Genomic DNA, 19,695 nt, shown 5'->3' on the forward strand with positions numbered 1-19,695 from the left:
GATGTAACACGATGTAAATAATATGGTTATAAAAGGTTACAGAAAACTTTTCAATTGTTTGATGTTCTATCTTTAAACAGTTCTTTCTCTCCCGGGTATTGCCGCCTGTGGTGCGGTCCATTCTTTTTGTGTTAAATAAATAAACCATCCGAAATGAGTATGATAACAGCTCAGCGTGCACCGAAGAGTGCATCAAACTTTGCTCCTGCAGTGGAAGCTAATGCCTATGGAATGAACGACCGTATCAAACGGTTACGCCGGCTTTCGTTTGAAGCCGAACCCTCTTTGTCTATCGAACGGGCACTGATCGAAACCCGTTTCTATAAAGAAAACTACGGCAAGTATCCTATTCCGGTCCTGAGAGCATTGAACTTTCTGGAAATATGCAAGCATAAGACCATCTATATAGGTAAGGACGAATTGATCGTGGGTGAGCGCGGTCCGGCACCGAAAGCAGTACCCACTTTTCCTGAACTCACCTGCCATAGTGTAGAAGACTTGCATGTATTGAATACCCGTGAATTGCAACGTTATACCATCAGCCAGGAAGATATCGATACGTATGAACGTGAGGTCATCCCTTATTGGAAAGACCGTACACAGCGTGAACGTATCTTCAGCCATGTTCCAAAAGAGTGGAAAGATGCTTATGAGGCAGGCATGTTCACTGAGTTTATGGAGCAACGGGCTCCGGGGCATACAGCACTCGACGGCAAAGTTTATCGATATGGTTTGCTGGACCTGAAGGAGCGGATTGCCCGTGAACTGGCCGCTCTGGATTTCATGAACGATCCGGAAGCAACGGACAAACAGGAAGAACTGACCGCCATGTCTATCTCCTGCGATGCCGCTATCCTGTTTGCCGAGCGTCATGCCGACCTTGCCGACGAGATGTCGATAACGGAGGAAGACCCGGCACGGGCGGCTGAATTGCGTAAAATCGCAGAGGTCTGCCGCTGGGTTCCGGCGCATGCCCCGCGTACTTACTGGGAAGCTATACAGATGTATTGGTTTGTCCACCTTGGAACCATTACCGAACTGAACGGCTGGGATGCCATGAATCCGGGACATTTCGACCAGCATCTGGCTCCTTTCTATGAAAAGGAAATAGCTGCCGGAACGCTTACCCGTGCGGAAGCGAAAGAGCTGATGTCCTGCTTCTTTATCAAAGTAAATAACCATACGGCTCCCCCGAAAGTCGGCATAACCGCGAAGGAAAGCGGAACATACAACGATTTTACCAACCTGAATATCGGAGGCGTGAAAGCCGACGGTAGCGACGGAGTGAGCGAAGTCTCTTATATCATGCTGGAGACGATTGAAGAACTGCACATCCTGCAACCGGGCAGTGCCATTCATATCAGTTCCCGTACGCCGGAACGTTTTCTGCGTGCCGGCTGCAAGGTGATCCGGCAGGGACATGGATATCCTTCCGTATTCAATCCGGATGTGTATATCCAGGAACTGATGCGCCAGGGTAAATCGTTGCACGATGCCCGGGAGGGCGGTTGCAGTGGTTGCATCGAGGTCGGCGCTTTCGGTAAAGAGGCTTATGTGCTGACGGGATATCTGAATGTACCGAAGATACTGGAAGTGACGTTGAATAATGGTCTCGATCCGGTTTCGGGTCGTAAAGTCGGACTGGAAACCGGCGATCCGCGTGACTTTGCAAGTTATGATGAGCTGTATGCCGCCTTTTTGAAACAGCTCCGGTATTTTGTGGATATGAAGATGCGTGTCAGCAATTATATCGACCGGATGTTTGCCAAATACGCTCCGGCCACCTTCCTGTCCCTGTTTATTGACGATTGCATAGTCAAAGGACGCGACTATTACAACAGCGGCCCGCGTTATAATACGACTTACATACAGTGTACCGGTTTGGGTACGATCACCGACAGTCTTTCTTCCTTAAAGAAACATGTATTTGAGGACAAACGTTTTTCTATGGACGAGCTGCTGAAAGCGATGGCGAACAATTTTGCCGGTGCGGAAGTGATGCGTCAGACGATCCTGAACCGTACACCTTTCTTCGGTAACGATGACGAGTATGCCGACTCTATCGCTGTTAAAGTTTTCGACGACCTGTACGACACTATTGAAGGCAAGCCGAATACGAAGGGAGAATGTTTTCACTTGAATATGCTGTCGACCACCTGTCATGTCTATTTCGGCAAAGTGATGGGAGCGACCCCGAACGGACGTTTGGCGGAGAAAGCGATCTCTGACGGAACATCTCCATCGCATGGAGCCGATACACACGGTCCCTCTGCCGTTGTCAAATCCCTGGGTAAGCTGGATCAGGTAAAAAGCGGTGGAACCTTGTTGAACCAACGTTTCCTGCCGAGCCTCCTGAAGCGGGAAGAAGATATTTCGAAGCTGGCCTCCCTGATCCGTAGCTATTTCGCTTTGGGCGGACATCATATCCAGTTTAATATCGTGGATACGGAGACGTTGTACGCTGCCCAAAAATGTCCGGAAGATTATCGGGACCTGCTGGTACGTGTAGCCGGTTACAGCGATTACTTTAATGATATGAATGCAGACCTGCAGGCAGATGTGATTGCCCGTACGGAGCAGGATGGTTTCTAAAATGGCTCTGATATTCGATATAAAGCGCTATGCGATAAATGACGGGCCGGGCATCCGGACGACTCTTTTCATGAAAGGATGCCCGCTCTCCTGTGTGTGGTGCCATAATCCGGAGGGATTATCCAACCGGAAACAGAAACTGTATACCCGAAAGAAATGTATAGGATGCCGGACCTGCGTGGAAGCCTGTCCGCAAAAGGCGTTGACATGGACAGCCGGCGGGATTGTGACCGATCCGTCCCTCTGTGATCTGTGCGGTATATGTGCAGAGGTCTGTCCGGTAAGGGCGATGGAGATATCCGGAACGGAATGCTCTATCGATTACCTGATGAAAGAGATTGAAAAAGAAACGGTTTTTATGGACCGGTCGGAGGGAGGCGTTACTTTCTGCGGCGGTGAACCGTTGCAGCATCCGGAGATGTTGCTGGAATTGCTCAGGCGTTGCGGGGAACTCGGGATTCACCGTGCCGTCGATACGACCTTGTTTGCCCGACCGGAAATCGTGCGGGAGGTCATGGAACATTCCGAACTGTTTCTGGTAGATCTCAAACAGATGGATACGATTAAACATAAACTTTACTGTGGGGTACCTAACGAATTGATTCTGTCAAACTTACGTATGATAGCAGAAGTCGGACATGAGTTCCGTATCCGTATTCCGCTGATCGAAGGCATCAATGCCGATGAAGAGAATATAGTACGATCTGCCGCCTTTCTTTCTTCTTTACCCTGGAAGCACCGCACAGTGAATATTCTGCTATATCATGATATAGGAAAGAATAAGCATGAGAAATTAGGTACGGTGTACAACCCGGACCGATATCCGATGGCGACACCTTCTGAAGAAACCGTGCAGCGGTGCACGGAGCTGTTTAACCGGTATGGAATAGAAGTGGTAACCGGAGGGTAAAAGCAAACCGGTATTTTCCCGGTAAAGATGATTCAATCTTTAAGGAAGATACCGGCTCTGTCGTATCTGGCAATGTTTTATTCTTCTACCTGTACTTTTACGATCACTTTGCGGATATTCCCTTCACCGATACCGGGGGCGTGGCCGTCTTCCGGAAAATAAACGGCGAATTGTCCCGGATAGATTTTCGTGTAAGCGGTGGGGCGGTCTACATAGAAAGCGATATCCTTCGCTTCGTCGTAAGGAATCGATTCTTCCTGCAGTTCGCAACCGGGCTTCCAGCCGATCTTTTCCACACCCAGCAGAGGCAGCTGGATATCGATATATTTCTTGTGTGTTTCGATAGCGGCATCCTTTTTATCCTTACCGGTCAGGCTGGCCACATTGATGAACAGACGGGAACCGTCCAGTTCATATTTGCCGTCTTCCACTTTAGAAAAATCAGTTTCTTTTATGTAATCAAATGCTTTTTTGAAAAGAGGGTGTAAGCGCTCTACCTTTTCTGTGTTATTCAAGGAGTCAAGTATCATAACTGTATTTATTTATAAATTTATCCGTTAATTAGTCTGACAAAGATCGGGTATCCGATTGTTAAATAATAGAACAAAGATACCAAATAAAACTATTAAATTTGTACATATCTTAATGAGAAATAATGAAAATCCGCAACTTTGTTGCAACTGATTTATTCGTATCTTTGTTCTACAATATAGAATCGGTATAAATAGATACACAATAATGAAAGATATAGAAAGTAAGGTACTGCCCGTCCTGGAGATGAGTTGTGCGGTTTGTGCCAATAACGTGGAAAGCACTGTCAGTGTACTTCCCGGAGTAGAAGATGCGACTGTCAATTTCGCGGCTAATACTTTATCCGTCAGATTCCGTCCGTCCGTTATCAGTTTGCAAAAAATACAGGAAGCCGTACAGGCGGCAGGGTATGATCTGATCATAGAGTCGGAAGACCCGCTTGCCGAGCAGGAGGAGATGGCACGTAAGCATTATAAGAAACTGAAACGGAATACGATCGGGGCATGGGTGCTGTCCGTACCGCTGGCGTTGCTGGGTATGGTGTTCATGCATATGTCGTATGCCAACTGGATCATGATGGTGCTTGCCCTGGCGATTATGCTGCTCTTCGGCAGGACATTCTATGTGAGCGGTGCACGCCATGCGATCCAGGGAAAGGCGAATATGGATACGCTGGTTGCCCTGAGTACATCCATTGCTTTTATTTTCAGTTTCTTTAATACTGTATATCCGCAGTTCTGGATCGAAAGGGGATTGGAGCCGCATGTGTATTATGAGGCATCGGGAGTAATTATTGCTTTCGTCTTGTTGGGTAAACTGATGGAGGAACGGGCAAAGAACAGCACCTCTTCCGCGATCAAAAGCCTGATGGGATTACAGCCGAAGACGGCACGCCTGGTGACGGACGGCAAAGAGGAAGAAGTCCCCATCTCTTCTTTGAAGACAGGGAATGTGGTGAGTGTCCGCCCCGGCGAGAAGATCCCGGTGGACGGTGTTTTGCTGCAAGGCTCCTCATCGGTCGATGAAAGCATGCTGAGCGGCGAGCCGATCCCGGTAGAGAAAACGGCGGGCGATCGGGTACTGGCAGGAACAATCAACCAGAAAGGAGCTTTTACTATGGAAGCTACCGGAGTGGGAAATGATACGATCCTGGCACAAATCGTTCAGATGGTACAGGCAGCCCAAGGAAGTAAAGCACCTGTGCAGCGTATAGTTGATAAAATAAGCGGTATATTTGTACCGGTGGTCGTGTTGCTTTCCGTGATCACATTCATCTGCTGGATGGTGATTGGCGGCGGCAGCTATTTCTCTTATGCACTCCTTTCGGCTGTTTCGGTATTGGTCATTGCCTGTCCGTGTGCCTTGGGGCTGGCAACTCCTACCGCTCTGATGGTCGGAATGGGGAAGGGGGCCGAACGGCATATCCTGATAAAAGATGCCTACGCATTGGAAACCCTTTGCAAAGTCGACACGATCGTATTGGATAAGACAGGAACGTTGACGGAAGGAGTTCCGGTAGTGGTCGATTCCTGTTGGCTGACCGAATCGAATGTCTGCTATCTGGATATTCTCTATACGGCAGAACTGAAGTCGGAACATCCGCTGGCATCCGCCATTATCCGTTGGCTGGAAGATTCGGGTGCATCGAGCACTGAAGCAGAGAATTTCGAAAGTCTTACCGGGCGCGGAATCCGTATGGAAGCGGGAGGTACCGTGTATTGGGTCGGAAGTCAGGGGCTGCTGGAAATGTTCGGTGCCCGCATCCCCGACGAAACCATGGAGCAGATCGGCAAATGGCAGGATGAAGGTATAAGCATCGTTTATTATGGCGAAGGCGATCGCCTGCTGGCTGTTTTGGCTATTTCAGACCGTATCAAACCGACATCGGCAGAGGCTGTCAGCAAATTGACGGAGATGGGAATAGAGGTTCATTTGCTGACGGGCGACGGAGTGAAGACGGCTGAAAGGGTGGCAAATACGTTAGGTATCGGTCATTTTAAAGCGGAAGTGATGCCGAACGATAAAGAGGAATATATTATCGCTCTCCAGAAGCTCGGAAAGACAGTTGCCATGGTGGGCGACGGTATTAACGACTCGCAGGCACTCGCCCGTGCGGATGTCAGCATTGCAATGGGGAAAGGGACGGATATTGCCATGGATGTGGCGATGGTCACGCTGATAACCTCCGACTTGTTGTTATTGCCCGAAGCGATCAAATTGTCGAAACGTACCGTGCGGCTGATCCATCAGAACTTGTTTTGGGCGTTTATCTATAACCTGATAGGCATACCTTTGGCAGCGGGTGTTTTGTTCCCGGTAAACGGATTGCTGCTGAACCCGATGCTGGCGAGTGCGGCGATGGCATTCAGCTCCGTGTCTGTGGTGCTTAACAGTTTGAGACTGAAATTTATGAAGTAACATTATAAACAGAAAGAATTATGTCGACAATGAAATTTAAAACAAATGCAAAATGTGGCGGCTGTGTGACTGCCATTGGTGCAAAACTGAATAACGTACTGAAAGACAATGAATGGTCTATCGATCTGAAATCACCGGATAAGGTGTTGGAAGTGACAGCCGATGTTCCGGCAGATACGATCGTTGCTGCTGTTACGGAAGCCGGTTTTAAAGCCGAACAACTGTAACCGGTAGGTAATGGTCAGAACCAAACAAAGACAAACGTATGGCGAAGAAGTAGCCAATGTACTGACCCATGGCGCAGGGATGATTTTCGGAATGGTAGCCCTTATTCTGTTAGTAGTGGCTTCCATCCGCAGCGGAAATCCCTGGGCTGTGGGCAGTTCGATTGTGTATGCCCTTAGCATGACATCTTCTTACGTCACTTCGACTTTTTATCATGCTTCTGCGAACGCACGGCGTAAAAGGCTGCTTCGTCGCTTCGATCATAGCGCTATTTATCTGCATATTGCCGGGACGTATACTCCTTTCACATTGGTAGCCCTCCGTCAGGTCGGTTACTGGGGATGGTCGTTGTTTGCGATCGTCTGGATTGCTGCTGCAATAGGGATCTTCCTGAGTTTCCGGAAGATGAAGAAAACGGATCATCTGAAAACGGCCTGTTACCTGGCAATGGGCTGGGTAGTCATTATCGCTTTCAAACCTTTACTGGATGTTTGCCGGCAGACCTCTTCGATGGATGTCCTGTACTGGCTGATCGGCGGAGGACTATTCTATACAGTGGGATGTATTTTTTACTTCTTCGATAAATATAAGTACATGCACCCTCTCTGGCATTTATTTGTATTAGGCGGCAGTGTCTGCCATTTCATCTCTGTCTATTTGTTGGTAAGATAAAAAAAGATGTTCAAGGAACTCTCTTCCATTCCAGGGATTCTGTGGAGGAAGCCGGATACATTGATAAAATAATCTTTAATAAGCAAGCTGTATATTGTGGTAAATCGTTACTTTTGTATCCTATGTAGTCCAATAATAGTCCAATATGGTTTTTAACGAAGTTGAGATAAATAATTTTAGAGGCATAAAACATTTGCTTCTCCCTGACTTGAAGCAGGTCAATTTGCTTGTCGGAAAAAATAATTGTGGCAAGTCTACTGTGCTTGATGCCATATTTTTATTATCAGGCTTTTCCAATCCTATTCTCAATATGAGAATAAATCAATTCAGAGATTATAACAGTTTTACTGAAGATGATATTGCTTTGAATTTTTATAATATGCAAACAAGCAATCATATTTACATATGTGGCAATATTAATGATAAGATTATCAGAGAACTAAAAATAAGTCCGGTTGTTTCACAATCTAAAATTGTACTTTCTAAAAATGATATATCCAGTCTTACCCTTTCTAATAAGGAAGCGGATATCAGTACAGGGTTGACTATGAATTTTGGATACATAGATTCGCATGGTGAAAAGAAAAGCGATAGTGCAACGATAAGATTAAATAAGAAGAACGAAGAAAAATTAGAAATCAAGTTTCCTAAGGAATATAAAGAAACCCTGTCAACAGCGTATATCAGTTCCAAATATGCGTTTAATATTGCTGTTGAACAATTGACGCGTATTATAGAGGAGAAACAGGAAAAAGTGATCGTGGAAATATTACAGCATATAGAACCCAGGATAAAATCTATAACTGTTTTGAAATCTCAGATAAATGTAGATATAGGGTTGGACAGATTGATTCCTATAAATATGTTAGGTGATGGTATTAGGAAATTGTTGGCAATAGTTACAGCTCTTTATGCCTGTAAGGATGGTGCGGTTTTTATTGATGAGATTGATAATGGATTGCATTTTTCTTCTTTATCCTCTTTATGGAAGGCTATAATTAAAACTGCAGACTTGTTGAATGTACAGGTTTTTGCTACTACGCATAACATTGAATCGTTGCAATCTTTGAATAAAGTTTTATCTGAAGACGGATATGCTGATTCACAAAATGATATAATGTGCTATTCTCTACGACATATGCTGACTGATGAACTCAAAGCATATAAATATCCTTATGAGAAATTTCAATATGTTATCAACCAGGAAATCGAAATAAGATGATTCGAATTTTTGTAGAAGGAAGGGATAAGCAATTTTTGGAAAAATACCTCCGGTTTTTATCAGAAAAAGATGAGGGAGCCTGGGAGATTATTTCTGCGGGAGGATACACTAAATTACATTTACTGGATCAGCAATTTAAGGAAAACAGTGAACGTGGTGGTAAAAACCTGGTTGTTTTCGATGCTGATAGTGATGAGAATGGAGGTGGCTATGCTGTAAGAATGAAATATTTGCTTGATAAACTGGAGGAATTATCATTATCAGCCGACTTATTCCTATTCCCTAACAATAAGGATGATGGTGATTTTGAGTTACTATTGGAACATATAGTTAATGAGGAACATGCTTGTTTGCTTGAATGTTTTGAAGGATATGAAATGTGTGTTTCGGGTCATAAAGAAGAGAATGGAGATTCCAAATATATAACACCTAACAGAAAATCTAAAATTTATGCTTATTTGGAATCGCGTGATACTTCAGTGGTTCAATCCGGCTGTTTGGCTGCTCAAACAGGAGTTACAGAATATTCATGAATACGAAGCCGATGAGAGCGTGATCAATCACGGTGTCGATGCAAAGAGATATCAATTATTATTAATAAAAAAAGCTGTTGGTTCACAGCGCTTCATTTCTATGGCCAACAGCTTTAATCACAGTAAACTAAAAAAACGAATTACTATGATGTTAAAACGAAAATCGAATCCCTGGGCACGGCTGAAGTATCTGTATGTACTTCCGCTGACTGCGGTTGCAGTAGTTGCTTTTGCCCGTCCTGAAATCTCTCGCGAACTGGAAAAGATTTCAAGTGCCAAAATTAGCGAAATTGTTCCGGTAAAGGAAGTTATTGAGCCTAAAAAAGCAGAATCCGTTGTGGAGGCTGCTCCGGTACCGGAAGAAAAGCCGGTAGTCAAACCGGTTGTAAAAGTGACATCGAAGGTGGATACTTCGGTTCCTCAGGATACGAAGAGTATCAAGATCGAAGTCTCTCCGGTGGAAAAGAAAGAGACTGAGGATCCGCTGGAATCCATGCAGAAACAGCTGGACGACTTTTCTAAAGGGGCTGAAGACCGTATGAAGAAGATTAAGACAAAAGTTGAAATGTCCCGCAACCTGATTCTGATAGATTATGAAGTTGCGACCTACGAGCAGTTGGATGCTGTCTCTCCGGATGATATCTTCAGTTTTTCGGTGAGTCCGAAGGATCGGAGCAAAGAACTTTTAGCGAAATATAATGCTACGGATAAGCAGGGCGTTATTTCGGTGGTAACAAAGAAAGGTCTCGATTCCGGAAAAGTGAAAGAGAATGAAGTAAAGGTAGTGGGTCATGGGGCCATGGAAGGAAATTTGCCTGGAAATGTAAATCTTCGTATCAGAAATAGCCAAGGATCAGGAAATCCGCTTGTTTTCGTCGATGGTGTGGAACAGACAGATGAAGATGCAATTCAAAAAATAAATCCTAATATTATTGAATCGATCTCTGTAATGAAAGATGAGTCCGCCAAAAAAATGCATGGGGAAAAAGCCCGAAACGGAGTTATTTATATAACAACAAAGAATGCATTAAAAGGGAAGTAAGATGGTAAAGACATATTTATATCAGTTGACCGTGGTTTCCTGCCTTTTTCTGGCAGCATGCAATGAGAGTAAGACGACGGACGGAGGGTTGCGTGTGATTCCGCTGGGGACAGCGATCGATGCCCGGACGGAGTTGAATGCGTCCGATTGTTTCAAGCAGGTACGGTATGTTCCCTTGGAAACAACCGACAGCAGCCTGATCGGGAAGGGACCTTATGTGCAGGTTATTAAAGACAGGATATTGGTTTCAACCAGTCAGGACCAATGCCTGATGTTTGACAAGGAAACCGGTAAATTTATCAAACAGGTCGGGCATATAGGAAACGATCCGGAAGGCTATAGAAGTGTTTTCTGCTGGGGAGATAATGAAACCGGAATGATTTATTTCAACGGTTGGAATAAAGACCTGGTTTGTTACGATCAGAATGGGACATTCAAGGAGAAGATCAAGATTCCTTTTGAAGTGCAGGGAGCTTCATCAGCTTCTTTTGGTTGTCAGAATGACGGAACGTTTGTTCTGTATAAATCCGTTTTGTTTGGGAAAGGGGAGAACAGTCTGCTTTTCTTTAAGGATAATATGGCGATAGATTCATGTGCTACAAGAATGGCAGTCGAAAGCCAGTCGCTTGATCCGTCTAATATAGCGTCTATAGCTGTTTTAAAGGGTGAGACTGGTGCCCAATTCTATGGACCTACGACCTATGAAGGAGTGCTTGTTCTTGATTATAAGGAACCGGAAACCGGTAACATTATTATCAATGCCAATACCCGTTTATGGCGGCAGGATAAAGAACTTTATTTTGTGGAAGCGTATAACGATACGATCTATCAGGTGAAGGACAGGGCGTTGGTGCCGGCAAGTGTTCTTGACTTGGGGAAATATCACTGGAATTTCTCCGAACGTTTTATGAAAAATAAAGACAATGCCGTTCTGATCACGCAGATACTCGACAGTGAGGACCGGATGGTGATCCGTTTCATTAAGGGATTGTTCCATGAACCGGTGCTGTATACAGCCGTAGTAACGAAGTCTACCGGGGAGGTTAAGGTCGGTTTGTATGCCGATGGTCTGAATGACGATCTGACGAATTACCTGCCCCTGCAACCTATGTCGGTTTCACAGTCCGGAGAATATGCCGGTTTGATTCCGGCGGGTGACGTGGCTGCCTGGTTTGAAGAGAACGGAGATAAAGATATTCCGCAGCAAGTAAAAGCGTTGAAGCGGATAGGAGAGGAAGATAATCCGGTAGTTGTCCTGATGAAATAAAAAAGAGCCGTAAATCATCGAATTTACGGCTCTTTTTGTTTTCTGTTCAATGGGTCATTCTCTTACGATCTGGTGGATTAGGATCGGACTTTTACCAGCCGGAGTGATCGTGAGTGTCTGTATATCGTCAAATGATATCTTGTTCAGCCTTACGTAGCCTGCATATCCACAGTACAGCATATTGTTTTCGCCTTCCTTGTCTTCACCGGAAATGGAAACCATACTATCGTTGTCGCCTGACAGATAGAACTCGATATATTGGTCTACGCCCTCACATTTCACGTTTACTTGCTCGCCCGGTTTCAATGTTTTGTATGAATTCAGGTTGAGATCGTACATCATCAGTTCTTCGTTGATCTCGGGTATTTCCTTTGTCTTTACCGAGAAAGAAGCTACTTTCAATTCCATCTGTTTGCCGGAATTGTTGCGCATCCGGATAAAATGGGCTTTCGGATCGACGTTGCCGGCAGTGAATTTGGTCCGGTCTGCCGGAATATCGGAAAGGGGATTCCAGGTTTTACCGTCTGCCGACCATTCGAATATACGTCCTTCCACATTACTCTGCGGCAGGTTGAAAGTGAAAGATTCAGCTTCTTTCTGAATTTCCCAACCCAGGCCGATATACTGGTCAGGTTCTACTTTGACAACTTCGAGCATAGGAACGTATGCGATCAGATTGTCATCTTCCGACCACGGTTGGTTTTTCAGTTGGCCGACATTCGTAATGGTAGAAGCCGTACTTACCCTGATCTCGTCGGAAGGGGTTTCTGCTGTTGAGAGCAGGTTACGGCTGGTCTGCCGGTATATGTTTTCGATAAGCGGCATAAGTACCCGGGTACTGACTTTAACGCCCTTCTGATATGGATTTTGGTTGAATGAACGGTTGATTAATTTCATACTGTCCATAACGGCCGAAACGGCAAGGAAGCGTTGCCAGGTGTTCTGACGATCTTTCTCATACCAGGCGTGCGCCATACGCAATGCATTGGTACCACATCTGCCGAGCAGTTCGAATTGCATCAGCCAGGGATTGATCTCTTTGATCAGTTCTTTGTTGTCTCCCTGGTTATAGATCAGTTCCGGGGCTGCCTGTATCTGGGCAAACAAGGCTCCGAGCTGGTTGGCATCCCTTTCGCCGAAGTGTCCGTTACGATAACCGGCGAGGAAACGGTCGGACAATGCCTGATAGCGGGTCGATTCTTCCCTGCGGTATAAATGACCGTTAGGACCCGGATCGCTGTTGTTTTCGCAGAACGTTTTGAACGCGATGGCGGCTTTCGGCATCAAATATTCGCAAGCTTTTTCCCACGCCAGTTGCGGGTCGTAGTTATGGATATTCCAGCTATACATGGCGACACCGAACAAAGCTACTTTAGATGCTTCCGCATGTTCCATCGGGTTGGCAACGAAGCCGGACAGGACGTTCGAAGCCTGTGTATCCAGTCCGTAAGCCGGACCCATCAATAAATGGTCGCGGCAGTAGTCGCTTACCGGGAAGTTCCACCAGATATAGGCAGGACGCCGGATACGTTTGTTTACCCATTCGAGACCTTCGAGTGTGATATCGTCTACCACACGGTTTCCGGTCCACATGACCTGAATTGTCGGAAGAAGTTGTTCGCCGAGGATATCCAGGTAATCGGTACGCGCCCACGAACGGTTATATTCGGTCGGGCACATGATCAGCGGCTGGACATCGTTTTTCTTTTCTACAAATTCCTTTTGAATGTAATTCATCAGGCCGGCTTGTTTGGCTGCATTGGTTCCTTCACCGGAAATGTCATCGAAGAAAACGGCAAAGGCACGTACGCCTAAATTGTACATCTGTTCGAATTTGGCAATGACATTGCTGCTGTCGGTTGCATTCCACCGGATATCCTGTCCCGGATGGATCGCCCATACGAAATCGACTTTATTACGGGCTGCCTCGGCTGTCAGTTCCCTGATCTGATTAGCCTGTTCGGCAGGATAGGGTTCGCGCCAGCTGGCACTGTGGAAAGGATCGTCTTTCGGACCGTAAATATAGGTGTTCATCTTGAACTCTCCGTAGAAACGAAGCTGGCTGATACGGTCGGCATGGCTCCAGGGGGTTCCGTAAAAGCCTTCGACGCTTCCCCGGTGAAGCACATCGGGATAGTCTGTAATGGTACACAGGGGAAGCATGCGTTTCCCTGCTTCATTATAGCTGACCAGCTGCTTCAATGTTTGGGCGGCATAGAACAGGGAACGGTCGTCTACGATCTCGATTGTGATCTTTTTCTTGGAGATCTCCAGAATGTAAGCACCGGAACGCTCCATTTCGGGAGTCTTTGCTTTTAGCTTTTTGATTTCCAGCGGCTGTGATTTACCGGATTGGGCGAAAGGCAATGCTTTCTTCAATATCTTCACCGCATCGGCATCCGGATTGCTGATACCTTGCAATGTATATCCGTGGGATGGTATATATTGCTGGTTGGAAATGACAATATGTTGCGGTTGGGGATATAACTCCAAAGAGAGACTTTGGGCATAATTTATTCCCGGAATACAACATACAAGAAGTGTCAGGAGTAGATTTGATAGTATTTGCATAGATCAACGGTTTAAGTGATTAATATTTGACTGTAAAGTTATCATTATTCAATAAAAAAACAAGGATGGAACGACCTATTTCCGTTGTTCCATCCTTGAATAAATATCGTTTGTATTTATTTAGTCGACTGACAGTAATAGTATTTTATTCGACTGATTTCCCCATTCTGTCAGCAGGTTGCGCAAGTTGCTAAATTCTGCAGGCGAATATAATTGCTTGTTCAGTTGCAGGCTGCGTTCAACTTCTGTCTTATCACCGTTTTGCCGGATGGAGATAACTACTTTTCCGGCTCCGTTCTCGATTGTTTTGACAGATTCCGGAGTGGCTAGTTTCATTCCTGCCGGTATTGTCACCGTATAGGCGTAATGTTCGTTCGCTTTACAGGGCAATAGCAGGTTTTCCTTGCGTGCCGTGTTCATATGGCAATAACTGCTGTGTGCCAGGCTGACCGGAGCATCCGGTAATGTGACCATTACATAGCCGTTGTTCGCTTTCAATGTTTGTGAAGATGTTTCCTTTCCTGCATAAGCGGCGATGTTGTCGCCATAATAAGGCAGATAGGCATCACCGATCGTGGCTTTCACCTGCGATTCAGCTTTTTCCGGTGAAACGGAAACGGATACTTCATAATTTATACGGGCATCCGGCGTAGGGATCGTAACCGGAGTTCCTGCGTTGGTCAGACTGATAACCGGTGTTTGGTTGTTCCAGCCGGCTGCTGCCATTTTGCCGGATGTCGGAGACATGATGTATTGTTTGCCGTCTGCATGGGCTATAACGACCAATTCTTTTATTGCATTTAGTCCGAGACTGGCGGGATCGGCGTTCACACGGTAAGAAGCCGCTGTTTCTGCCTGGATGCCGACAGCATTCAGCAAGCCGTTCAGCAGGTTTGTTTTCTCTGCTTCCGTTCCGTAAGCGGAATAGAACAGGTCGTTGATCGAACGGATCTTGAATCCGGCATCGCGCAGAGGAACCTGGCTGTAACCTACGTTTTCAACTACGTGCTGAAGGATTGCCTGTAACTTTTCCGTATCGTTCTTTTTACCGGCTGTCAGATTTTCGGCGATGGCATTCAGCTGTACGTTGGTAGCTGGGGTGAACTGGGCGAATAGTCCGTTCAGGGCTTCTTTGTTGGATGCGTAAGTAGAGGCTGTCAGGAAAGGGATATCTCCATTGGCAGCGGATACAAACATATCACGGGAAGAAGCCGGCAGGTTATTCAGTTTCCAGGTTACCGTTTTCATTCCGCCTTCTGTTGCTACAGTCGGTTTGGAATTGATATTCTGTAATGTGTAAGCCAGCGGTTTGTTTTCCGGTACAGACAGGCTGACCGTATATTCTTTTACCGGCGAAGTCTGTAAAAGTTCGTCGTAGATATCCAGTTCCGGCAGATAGCCCGGTTTGGAAGTCAGGGTATAATCCAGATAGATCGTTGCACCCAGCTCCAGGCCGGTATGGACGACAACCATTTCTTTCAGATGATTGTAGGCCGGAGCGTCGGCTGCCGTGCGGGGTAATACTTCAACAAAGGCATTATCCGGTGTTTTCACGATGTTGCCGTCTTTCTGTTTGGTGTAGGATGCATTGATCTTCAATTCCTGATATTGGGGATTGTATACAATGAAACTTTCTCCGTATGTACCGTTCATGGCGGTGTGAGTGAAAAGGGTAAGTTCCATGTTGTAACGGAACTCCTGGCTTCCGTCCGCATTCAAAATATATGCTTTCGATAACTTTCTGTATTCGGCTTCCGGTGCAGCAAACAGAGACGCTGTAAGGGCAAGCAGACAGAGAAGCAGTGCAAATTTATTTACTATCTTAGTCATCGTCTTTTACTTTTTAATAATTAAATAATCTCCGAACCCTTTATGTGCATTGACGGCTGAACGGAAACCATCCCAGTCGCTTGCTTCGTATACACGTTTCTTTAAAGCGAGTTTTTGATGAAGTGTCACTTTGTCGCCTTGCTGGCTTAATGAGCCTTCGAAGTCGGCAGCGTCGCTTTGCTTGTTTTCGTTTTTAACTTCATTCAGCAGTGTATATCCTTTCGGAAGCTGGATCGTTTCGTCCAGTTCAACCAGGCGTGAACAAGCGTCTTTAAAGCCATACTGACGTTCGGCGAGGTCGGTGTTGATACGCAGGTAGCTTTTTACCTGGTTATAGAGGTTGTTCATGACCAGCGGTTTGAATGCCAGCTCTTCTTTTCCTGCAATCGCATATTCCGGAATTTCGTAGCGGAACGTGATTTTGATAGGGGCAGCCTGATAGTCTTTCGGATCTTTACCATAATCGACGCTGATCAGGCGGGCTTTAGGAGAAACATTCAGCAGCTGGCTTTCCAGCATGTTTTTCCATTGTGACTGCCAGCCACGGGTAAACATTCCGCGGATATTACTGTCCGACTGGCCTTCGGCTGTGATGGTGAACTGCCCGGTCAATGTGCCTTTTGCATCCAGTTTGTTGTTTGCATGAATGCGTACGTAATGGTTTTCCGGAGCGGAAACCGGAGTCAGGCAAAGGTCTGAACCTTCGGGAACACCCGGCAGATAGTTTTGCTGTTGTTCGGCGCTGCTCCACAATTCGCGACAGAAAGGAACCCAGGTCGGATCGAGCGGCATATAGGTACCGTTGGATAACTTAACGACAGCGACGCAATGGTTGAAATGGTCTGCCGGGATACTTTCCACGCGGCTGCCTGCCATTGTCATGGCCGGGTAAGCTTCGAAGCCTGCCATACGCAGGAAGGAGATCAGTGTTCCGGCAATGTCTTTACAAACACCGCAACGGTCGGTATAATTCATTTTGGTATTATGGAGCGTATAGCCTTCGCCTTTCCCCATAGAGATACCGGAATAACGGATATTATCGGCGACCCAGTGGGTGAGGACAGCTATCTTTTCCATTTCGGTTTTCTTGCCTTTGATCAACTCGTCTACTTTTTTCTGGGCTTCAGGTAGTGGAGCAAAGCTTCCGTAATCTTCGTTAACCTTATTGAACCATAGTGATTTATCCTGCCATTTCGGAGTGGATGACATCATCAATTTCGGAGCGGCATCGAACAGGTTTACCATATTGGGTTCCTGCTTGGTCGGCATGATGTCGTTTGTAGAGAATGTGTATGCCTTGCGTCCGTCTTCGTAACGCATGGAAGAAGCACAGTCACCCTGATAGAACTGGAACTGCATTTCTTTCTCCATCGGGATGGATACTTTGTATACTTTGCGCACAGTCGGTTCCGTTACCCAGAAAGGAACGATGTCATAGAATTGTCCGCGCATAGGAGGGATGAAACGGGATTCGTCATCGCCGCCGTCTGCCAATAATGCGTAGGTGAAACCTTTCTTGTCGATTTCATAGTCCAGGATGTCGCCCGGATTCAACTGGCCTACTTCAAGCATGATCTGACGGGCTCCCCAATAGATGGCGCGTGCCGGTGCTGCATAGTCGCAGGCTTGCGTAACATCCAGGTTGATCACGTCGCCGTTGGCACGGTAAACGGTTGCTCTCTTGAACTGTGCAAAAGCCGTCAGCGGATCGTAATCATATTTGATGATGCGATTGGCGACTGCTCCGCGGGGAGTCTGGATCTTGATGGTTTTGCAGACAGAAAAAGAGCCTGAACCGGTCGGTTGTACGGTTACGGATGTACTGTCCAGCAAATTGACGCAATCAAATCCGGCATAAACTTCCGGCTTCTGAAGCATCGGGTCCGGTGCGAACCGGCAACTTTCTCCACTCTGTCCGTAGGCAGAGGTAAAAGTGAGAAGTGATAATAATATAACATTCAAATGTTTCATAGATTGTTATTTTGTTTATTAGTATTATTCCATTTAATATACTCCCCAAATTCACGGTTTAATATAGGGTTTGTTTTTATAATTCTATATTTAAATCCCAGGAATTCTCTGTTTATTTGGAGACGTTCGATGATGGCTGTCCGATAATCATCTGAAGGATTTGAAAGGAATTTATCTATCAGCTTTTTAAATGAATTGAGCCGTGATAAATAGTATTCGTAGAAATTCTCTTCCATTCTTTTGCGGCTAATGCCTGCCCCATTGAATATGAGTGATAATAGTTTTATTGTCTTATTAGTTTCTATATCATTACGGTTAGACAGGAATAGGACTTTTTTATGAGGGAAATCGTTGGTATGTATAATAAACTCCTCTATTGGGTTCTCCAAAGGATTGAGTAGATCATCATATTTATTAGATTTTTTATTATTGCAGTAGTTGCAGCTTAATAACAAATTTGTCCATTCGGCTTTTAGATGTGGATAGTTTCCTTGTGATTTAAAGTGTTCTATTTGAAAATCAGTAACTAATCTGCGTTCACATATATAACACTTATCATGCTGATCTTCTAAAAGTTGTTTTTTTACATCTTCTTGGTTATATCGCATACAACCATCTTTCTGTAAGGAATTGGGGACAATATTGCTTTTCCTGATTCTTATCATCTGAAATTGCTATTTAGATAAATTACGTTTTATATCATAGTACTCGCTTTTGATGGCGGGTGCAACTACATCTGAGATTTGTTCAAATTCGTTTACCAGTTCTTCCAGTTCTATTTTATCAGAAATAGTAAGTTCTGTCTTTTGCACTAATGATTTCAGAGTATCCAGTTTGATTTGCAGGTAACTGGAGTCTGAGCGGACACCAAAATATCCTTCTGCCAATGCTTCATATGAATAATCTGTCAGATCACCGATTGATTCCTTTCGCTCCAGATCGAATGCAACGGCATTAGGTAAAGAGTTTAGAATAAATGGAGAATGAGTGGTTACGATAAATTGAATATTAGGGAATATATGTGTCAGTAATGGCAATATAATCCGTTGTAACCCTAAATGAAGGTGTGTTTCTATCTCATCAATTAATACAATGCCCTGCTTTTCATATGTACGTGTTAATATGTCAGGCGTTTGCATTTTTAGGATTAAATCAGTTACTATATCGATAACAGCAGAATAACCGGCAGATAGTTCCGTGAATTTAAACTCTTTCCCTACTGTTTGAATTTTAAAACTGTAATCTTTATAATTGAATATAAGCTTTAATGATTTATCTTCAAATATACTTTGTAATAGTTTCTCGAACTCAATAAACCATTGATTTATCTTATCTGCATCTTCTATTTGTTGTTCGTTGCGGGCTAAAGCTTCCTGGATTTTGTAATCAACAAGAAATTTGAGGAATTCACTTACCTTTTTTTCTTTAATGTTATTTATTGGGCGTAAATCTGGTTTAACTGGACTTAGTGGCTCTATCATTTCACTTATACGTTCAGCTTCGTAGAATGTTATAACTAACTCGTGATTATCATAAGCTGATTTTATATTATAAATGTTATTGAATGTCAGTTCTGCTTTTGTATACTTATCAAGAACTCTGTTAGTTGTGTTTAAAGCAGATTTGAGCATCGAAGTATTTCGATTTTCTGGTTTATTGATTGTATCTGATATTTGATGCTCAAGGCTTATTTTTTCTTTTTTCCACGCGTCAATATGTAAAATATCGTTAGAATTCAGAGCTTCTAAATAATCTAATATAGCATTTAATAGAATCGTTTTTCCACTACCATTTTTCCCGGTAATAATAAGATGTTTTTTTTCTTTCTCATCAATAGGGATATTGAAGTTTTCTAAATGAAAGACTTTATTGACTTTGATGTTTGTCAGGAAATAATCCATGATACGTGTA

General features: G+C 44.7%; 15 protein-coding genes and 1 pseudogene. 10 read left to right on the plus strand and 6 right to left on the minus strand.

What is annotated here, in order from left to right; genetic code table 11:
- Nucleotides 1-153: 153 nt before the first annotated feature.
- Entirely contained in the window at nt 154-2,592 is a 2,439-nt protein-coding gene (gene hypD, locus P3L47_RS16130) for a trans-4-hydroxy-L-proline dehydratase (protein ID WP_277781468.1), read from the plus strand.
- 1 nt (nt 2,593) lies between these two features.
- Nucleotides 2,594-3,502, plus strand: a complete 909-nt coding sequence (locus P3L47_RS16135) for a glycyl-radical enzyme activating protein (protein ID WP_277781469.1) — start codon at nt 2,594-2,596, stop codon at nt 3,500-3,502.
- Between the two features lie 77 nt (nt 3,503-3,579).
- Here the strand turns inward: P3L47_RS16135 and P3L47_RS16140 are convergent, their stop codons facing one another.
- Nucleotides 3,580-4,032, minus strand: a complete 453-nt coding sequence (locus P3L47_RS16140; RefSeq protein WP_122359848.1) for a NanQ anomerase/TabA/YiaL family protein — start codon at nt 4,030-4,032, stop codon at nt 3,580-3,582.
- A gap of 208 nt (nt 4,033-4,240) precedes the next feature.
- Between P3L47_RS16140 and P3L47_RS16145 the strand changes: the two genes are divergently transcribed.
- From P3L47_RS16145 to P3L47_RS16175, 8 genes and pseudogenes are all read left to right on the plus strand, one after another.
- A complete protein-coding gene (locus P3L47_RS16145; RefSeq protein ID WP_277781470.1) occupies nt 4,241-6,451 on the plus strand; it encodes a heavy metal translocating P-type ATPase in 2,211 nt (736 codons plus the stop codon).
- A gap of 20 nt (nt 6,452-6,471) precedes the next feature.
- Nucleotides 6,472-6,678, plus strand: a complete 207-nt coding sequence (locus P3L47_RS16150) for a heavy-metal-associated domain-containing protein (RefSeq protein ID WP_277781471.1) — start codon at nt 6,472-6,474, stop codon at nt 6,676-6,678.
- Between the two features lie 10 nt (nt 6,679-6,688).
- Nucleotides 6,689-7,348: a PAQR family membrane homeostasis protein TrhA gene (gene trhA / locus P3L47_RS16155; protein ID WP_277781472.1), complete on the plus strand. Its 660-nt coding sequence runs from the start codon at nt 6,689-6,691 to the stop codon at nt 7,346-7,348.
- A 145-nt stretch (nt 7,349-7,493) separates the two neighbouring features.
- Nucleotides 7,494-8,570 (plus strand): AAA family ATPase, encoded by a 1,077-nt coding sequence (locus P3L47_RS16160; protein ID WP_277781473.1) that lies wholly within the window; start codon nt 7,494-7,496, stop codon nt 8,568-8,570.
- Nucleotides 8,567-9,103, plus strand: coding sequence for a DUF3226 domain-containing protein (locus P3L47_RS16165; protein ID WP_277781474.1), 537 nt, complete (start codon nt 8,567-8,569; stop codon nt 9,101-9,103). Before P3L47_RS16160 ends, P3L47_RS16165 begins: the two co-directional genes overlap by 4 nt.
- A pseudogene (locus P3L47_RS23765) lies at nt 9,039-9,432 on the plus strand (M56 family metallopeptidase); the annotation flags it as partial. The gene P3L47_RS16165 and the pseudogene P3L47_RS23765, both read left to right, overlap by 65 nt.
- Nucleotides 9,433-9,902: 470 nt before the next feature.
- Nucleotides 9,903-10,145 carry a TonB-dependent receptor plug domain-containing protein gene (locus P3L47_RS23770; protein ID WP_427910573.1) on the plus strand — a complete coding sequence of 81 codons (243 nt, stop codon included), beginning with the start codon at nt 9,903-9,905 and terminating at the stop codon, nt 10,143-10,145.
- Between the two features lies 1 nt (nt 10,146).
- Entirely contained in the window at nt 10,147-11,412 is a 1,266-nt protein-coding gene (locus P3L47_RS16175; protein WP_277781476.1) for a 6-bladed beta-propeller, read from the plus strand.
- A gap of 54 nt (nt 11,413-11,466) precedes the next feature.
- Here the strand turns inward: P3L47_RS16175 and P3L47_RS16180 are convergent, their stop codons facing one another.
- From P3L47_RS16180 to P3L47_RS16200, 5 genes are all read right to left on the minus strand, one after another.
- Nucleotides 11,467-13,983 carry a beta-N-acetylglucosaminidase domain-containing protein gene (locus tag P3L47_RS16180; RefSeq protein WP_122359858.1) on the minus strand — a complete coding sequence of 839 codons (2,517 nt, stop codon included), beginning with the start codon at nt 13,981-13,983 and terminating at the stop codon, nt 11,467-11,469.
- A 120-nt stretch (nt 13,984-14,103) separates the two neighbouring features.
- Entirely contained in the window at nt 14,104-15,813 is a 1,710-nt protein-coding gene (locus P3L47_RS16185) for a DUF3857 domain-containing protein (protein ID WP_277781477.1), read from the minus strand.
- Between the two features lie 6 nt (nt 15,814-15,819).
- Complete coding sequence (locus P3L47_RS16190; RefSeq protein WP_277781478.1) at nt 15,820-17,784, minus strand: DUF3857 domain-containing protein; 1,965 nt, start codon at nt 17,782-17,784, stop codon at nt 15,820-15,822.
- Nucleotides 17,781-18,449, minus strand: coding sequence for an HNH endonuclease (locus P3L47_RS16195; RefSeq protein ID WP_122359861.1), 669 nt, complete (start codon nt 18,447-18,449; stop codon nt 17,781-17,783). The genes P3L47_RS16190 and P3L47_RS16195 overlap by 4 nt, the downstream gene beginning before the upstream one ends.
- A 9-nt stretch (nt 18,450-18,458) precedes the next feature.
- Complete coding sequence (locus P3L47_RS16200; RefSeq protein ID WP_122359862.1) at nt 18,459-19,685, minus strand: AAA family ATPase; 1,227 nt, start codon at nt 19,683-19,685, stop codon at nt 18,459-18,461.
- Nucleotides 19,686-19,695 lie beyond the last annotated feature (10 nt).

This window comes from Parabacteroides chongii, assembly GCF_029581355.1.
Lineage (GTDB): Bacteria > Bacteroidota > Bacteroidia > Bacteroidales > Tannerellaceae > Parabacteroides > Parabacteroides chongii.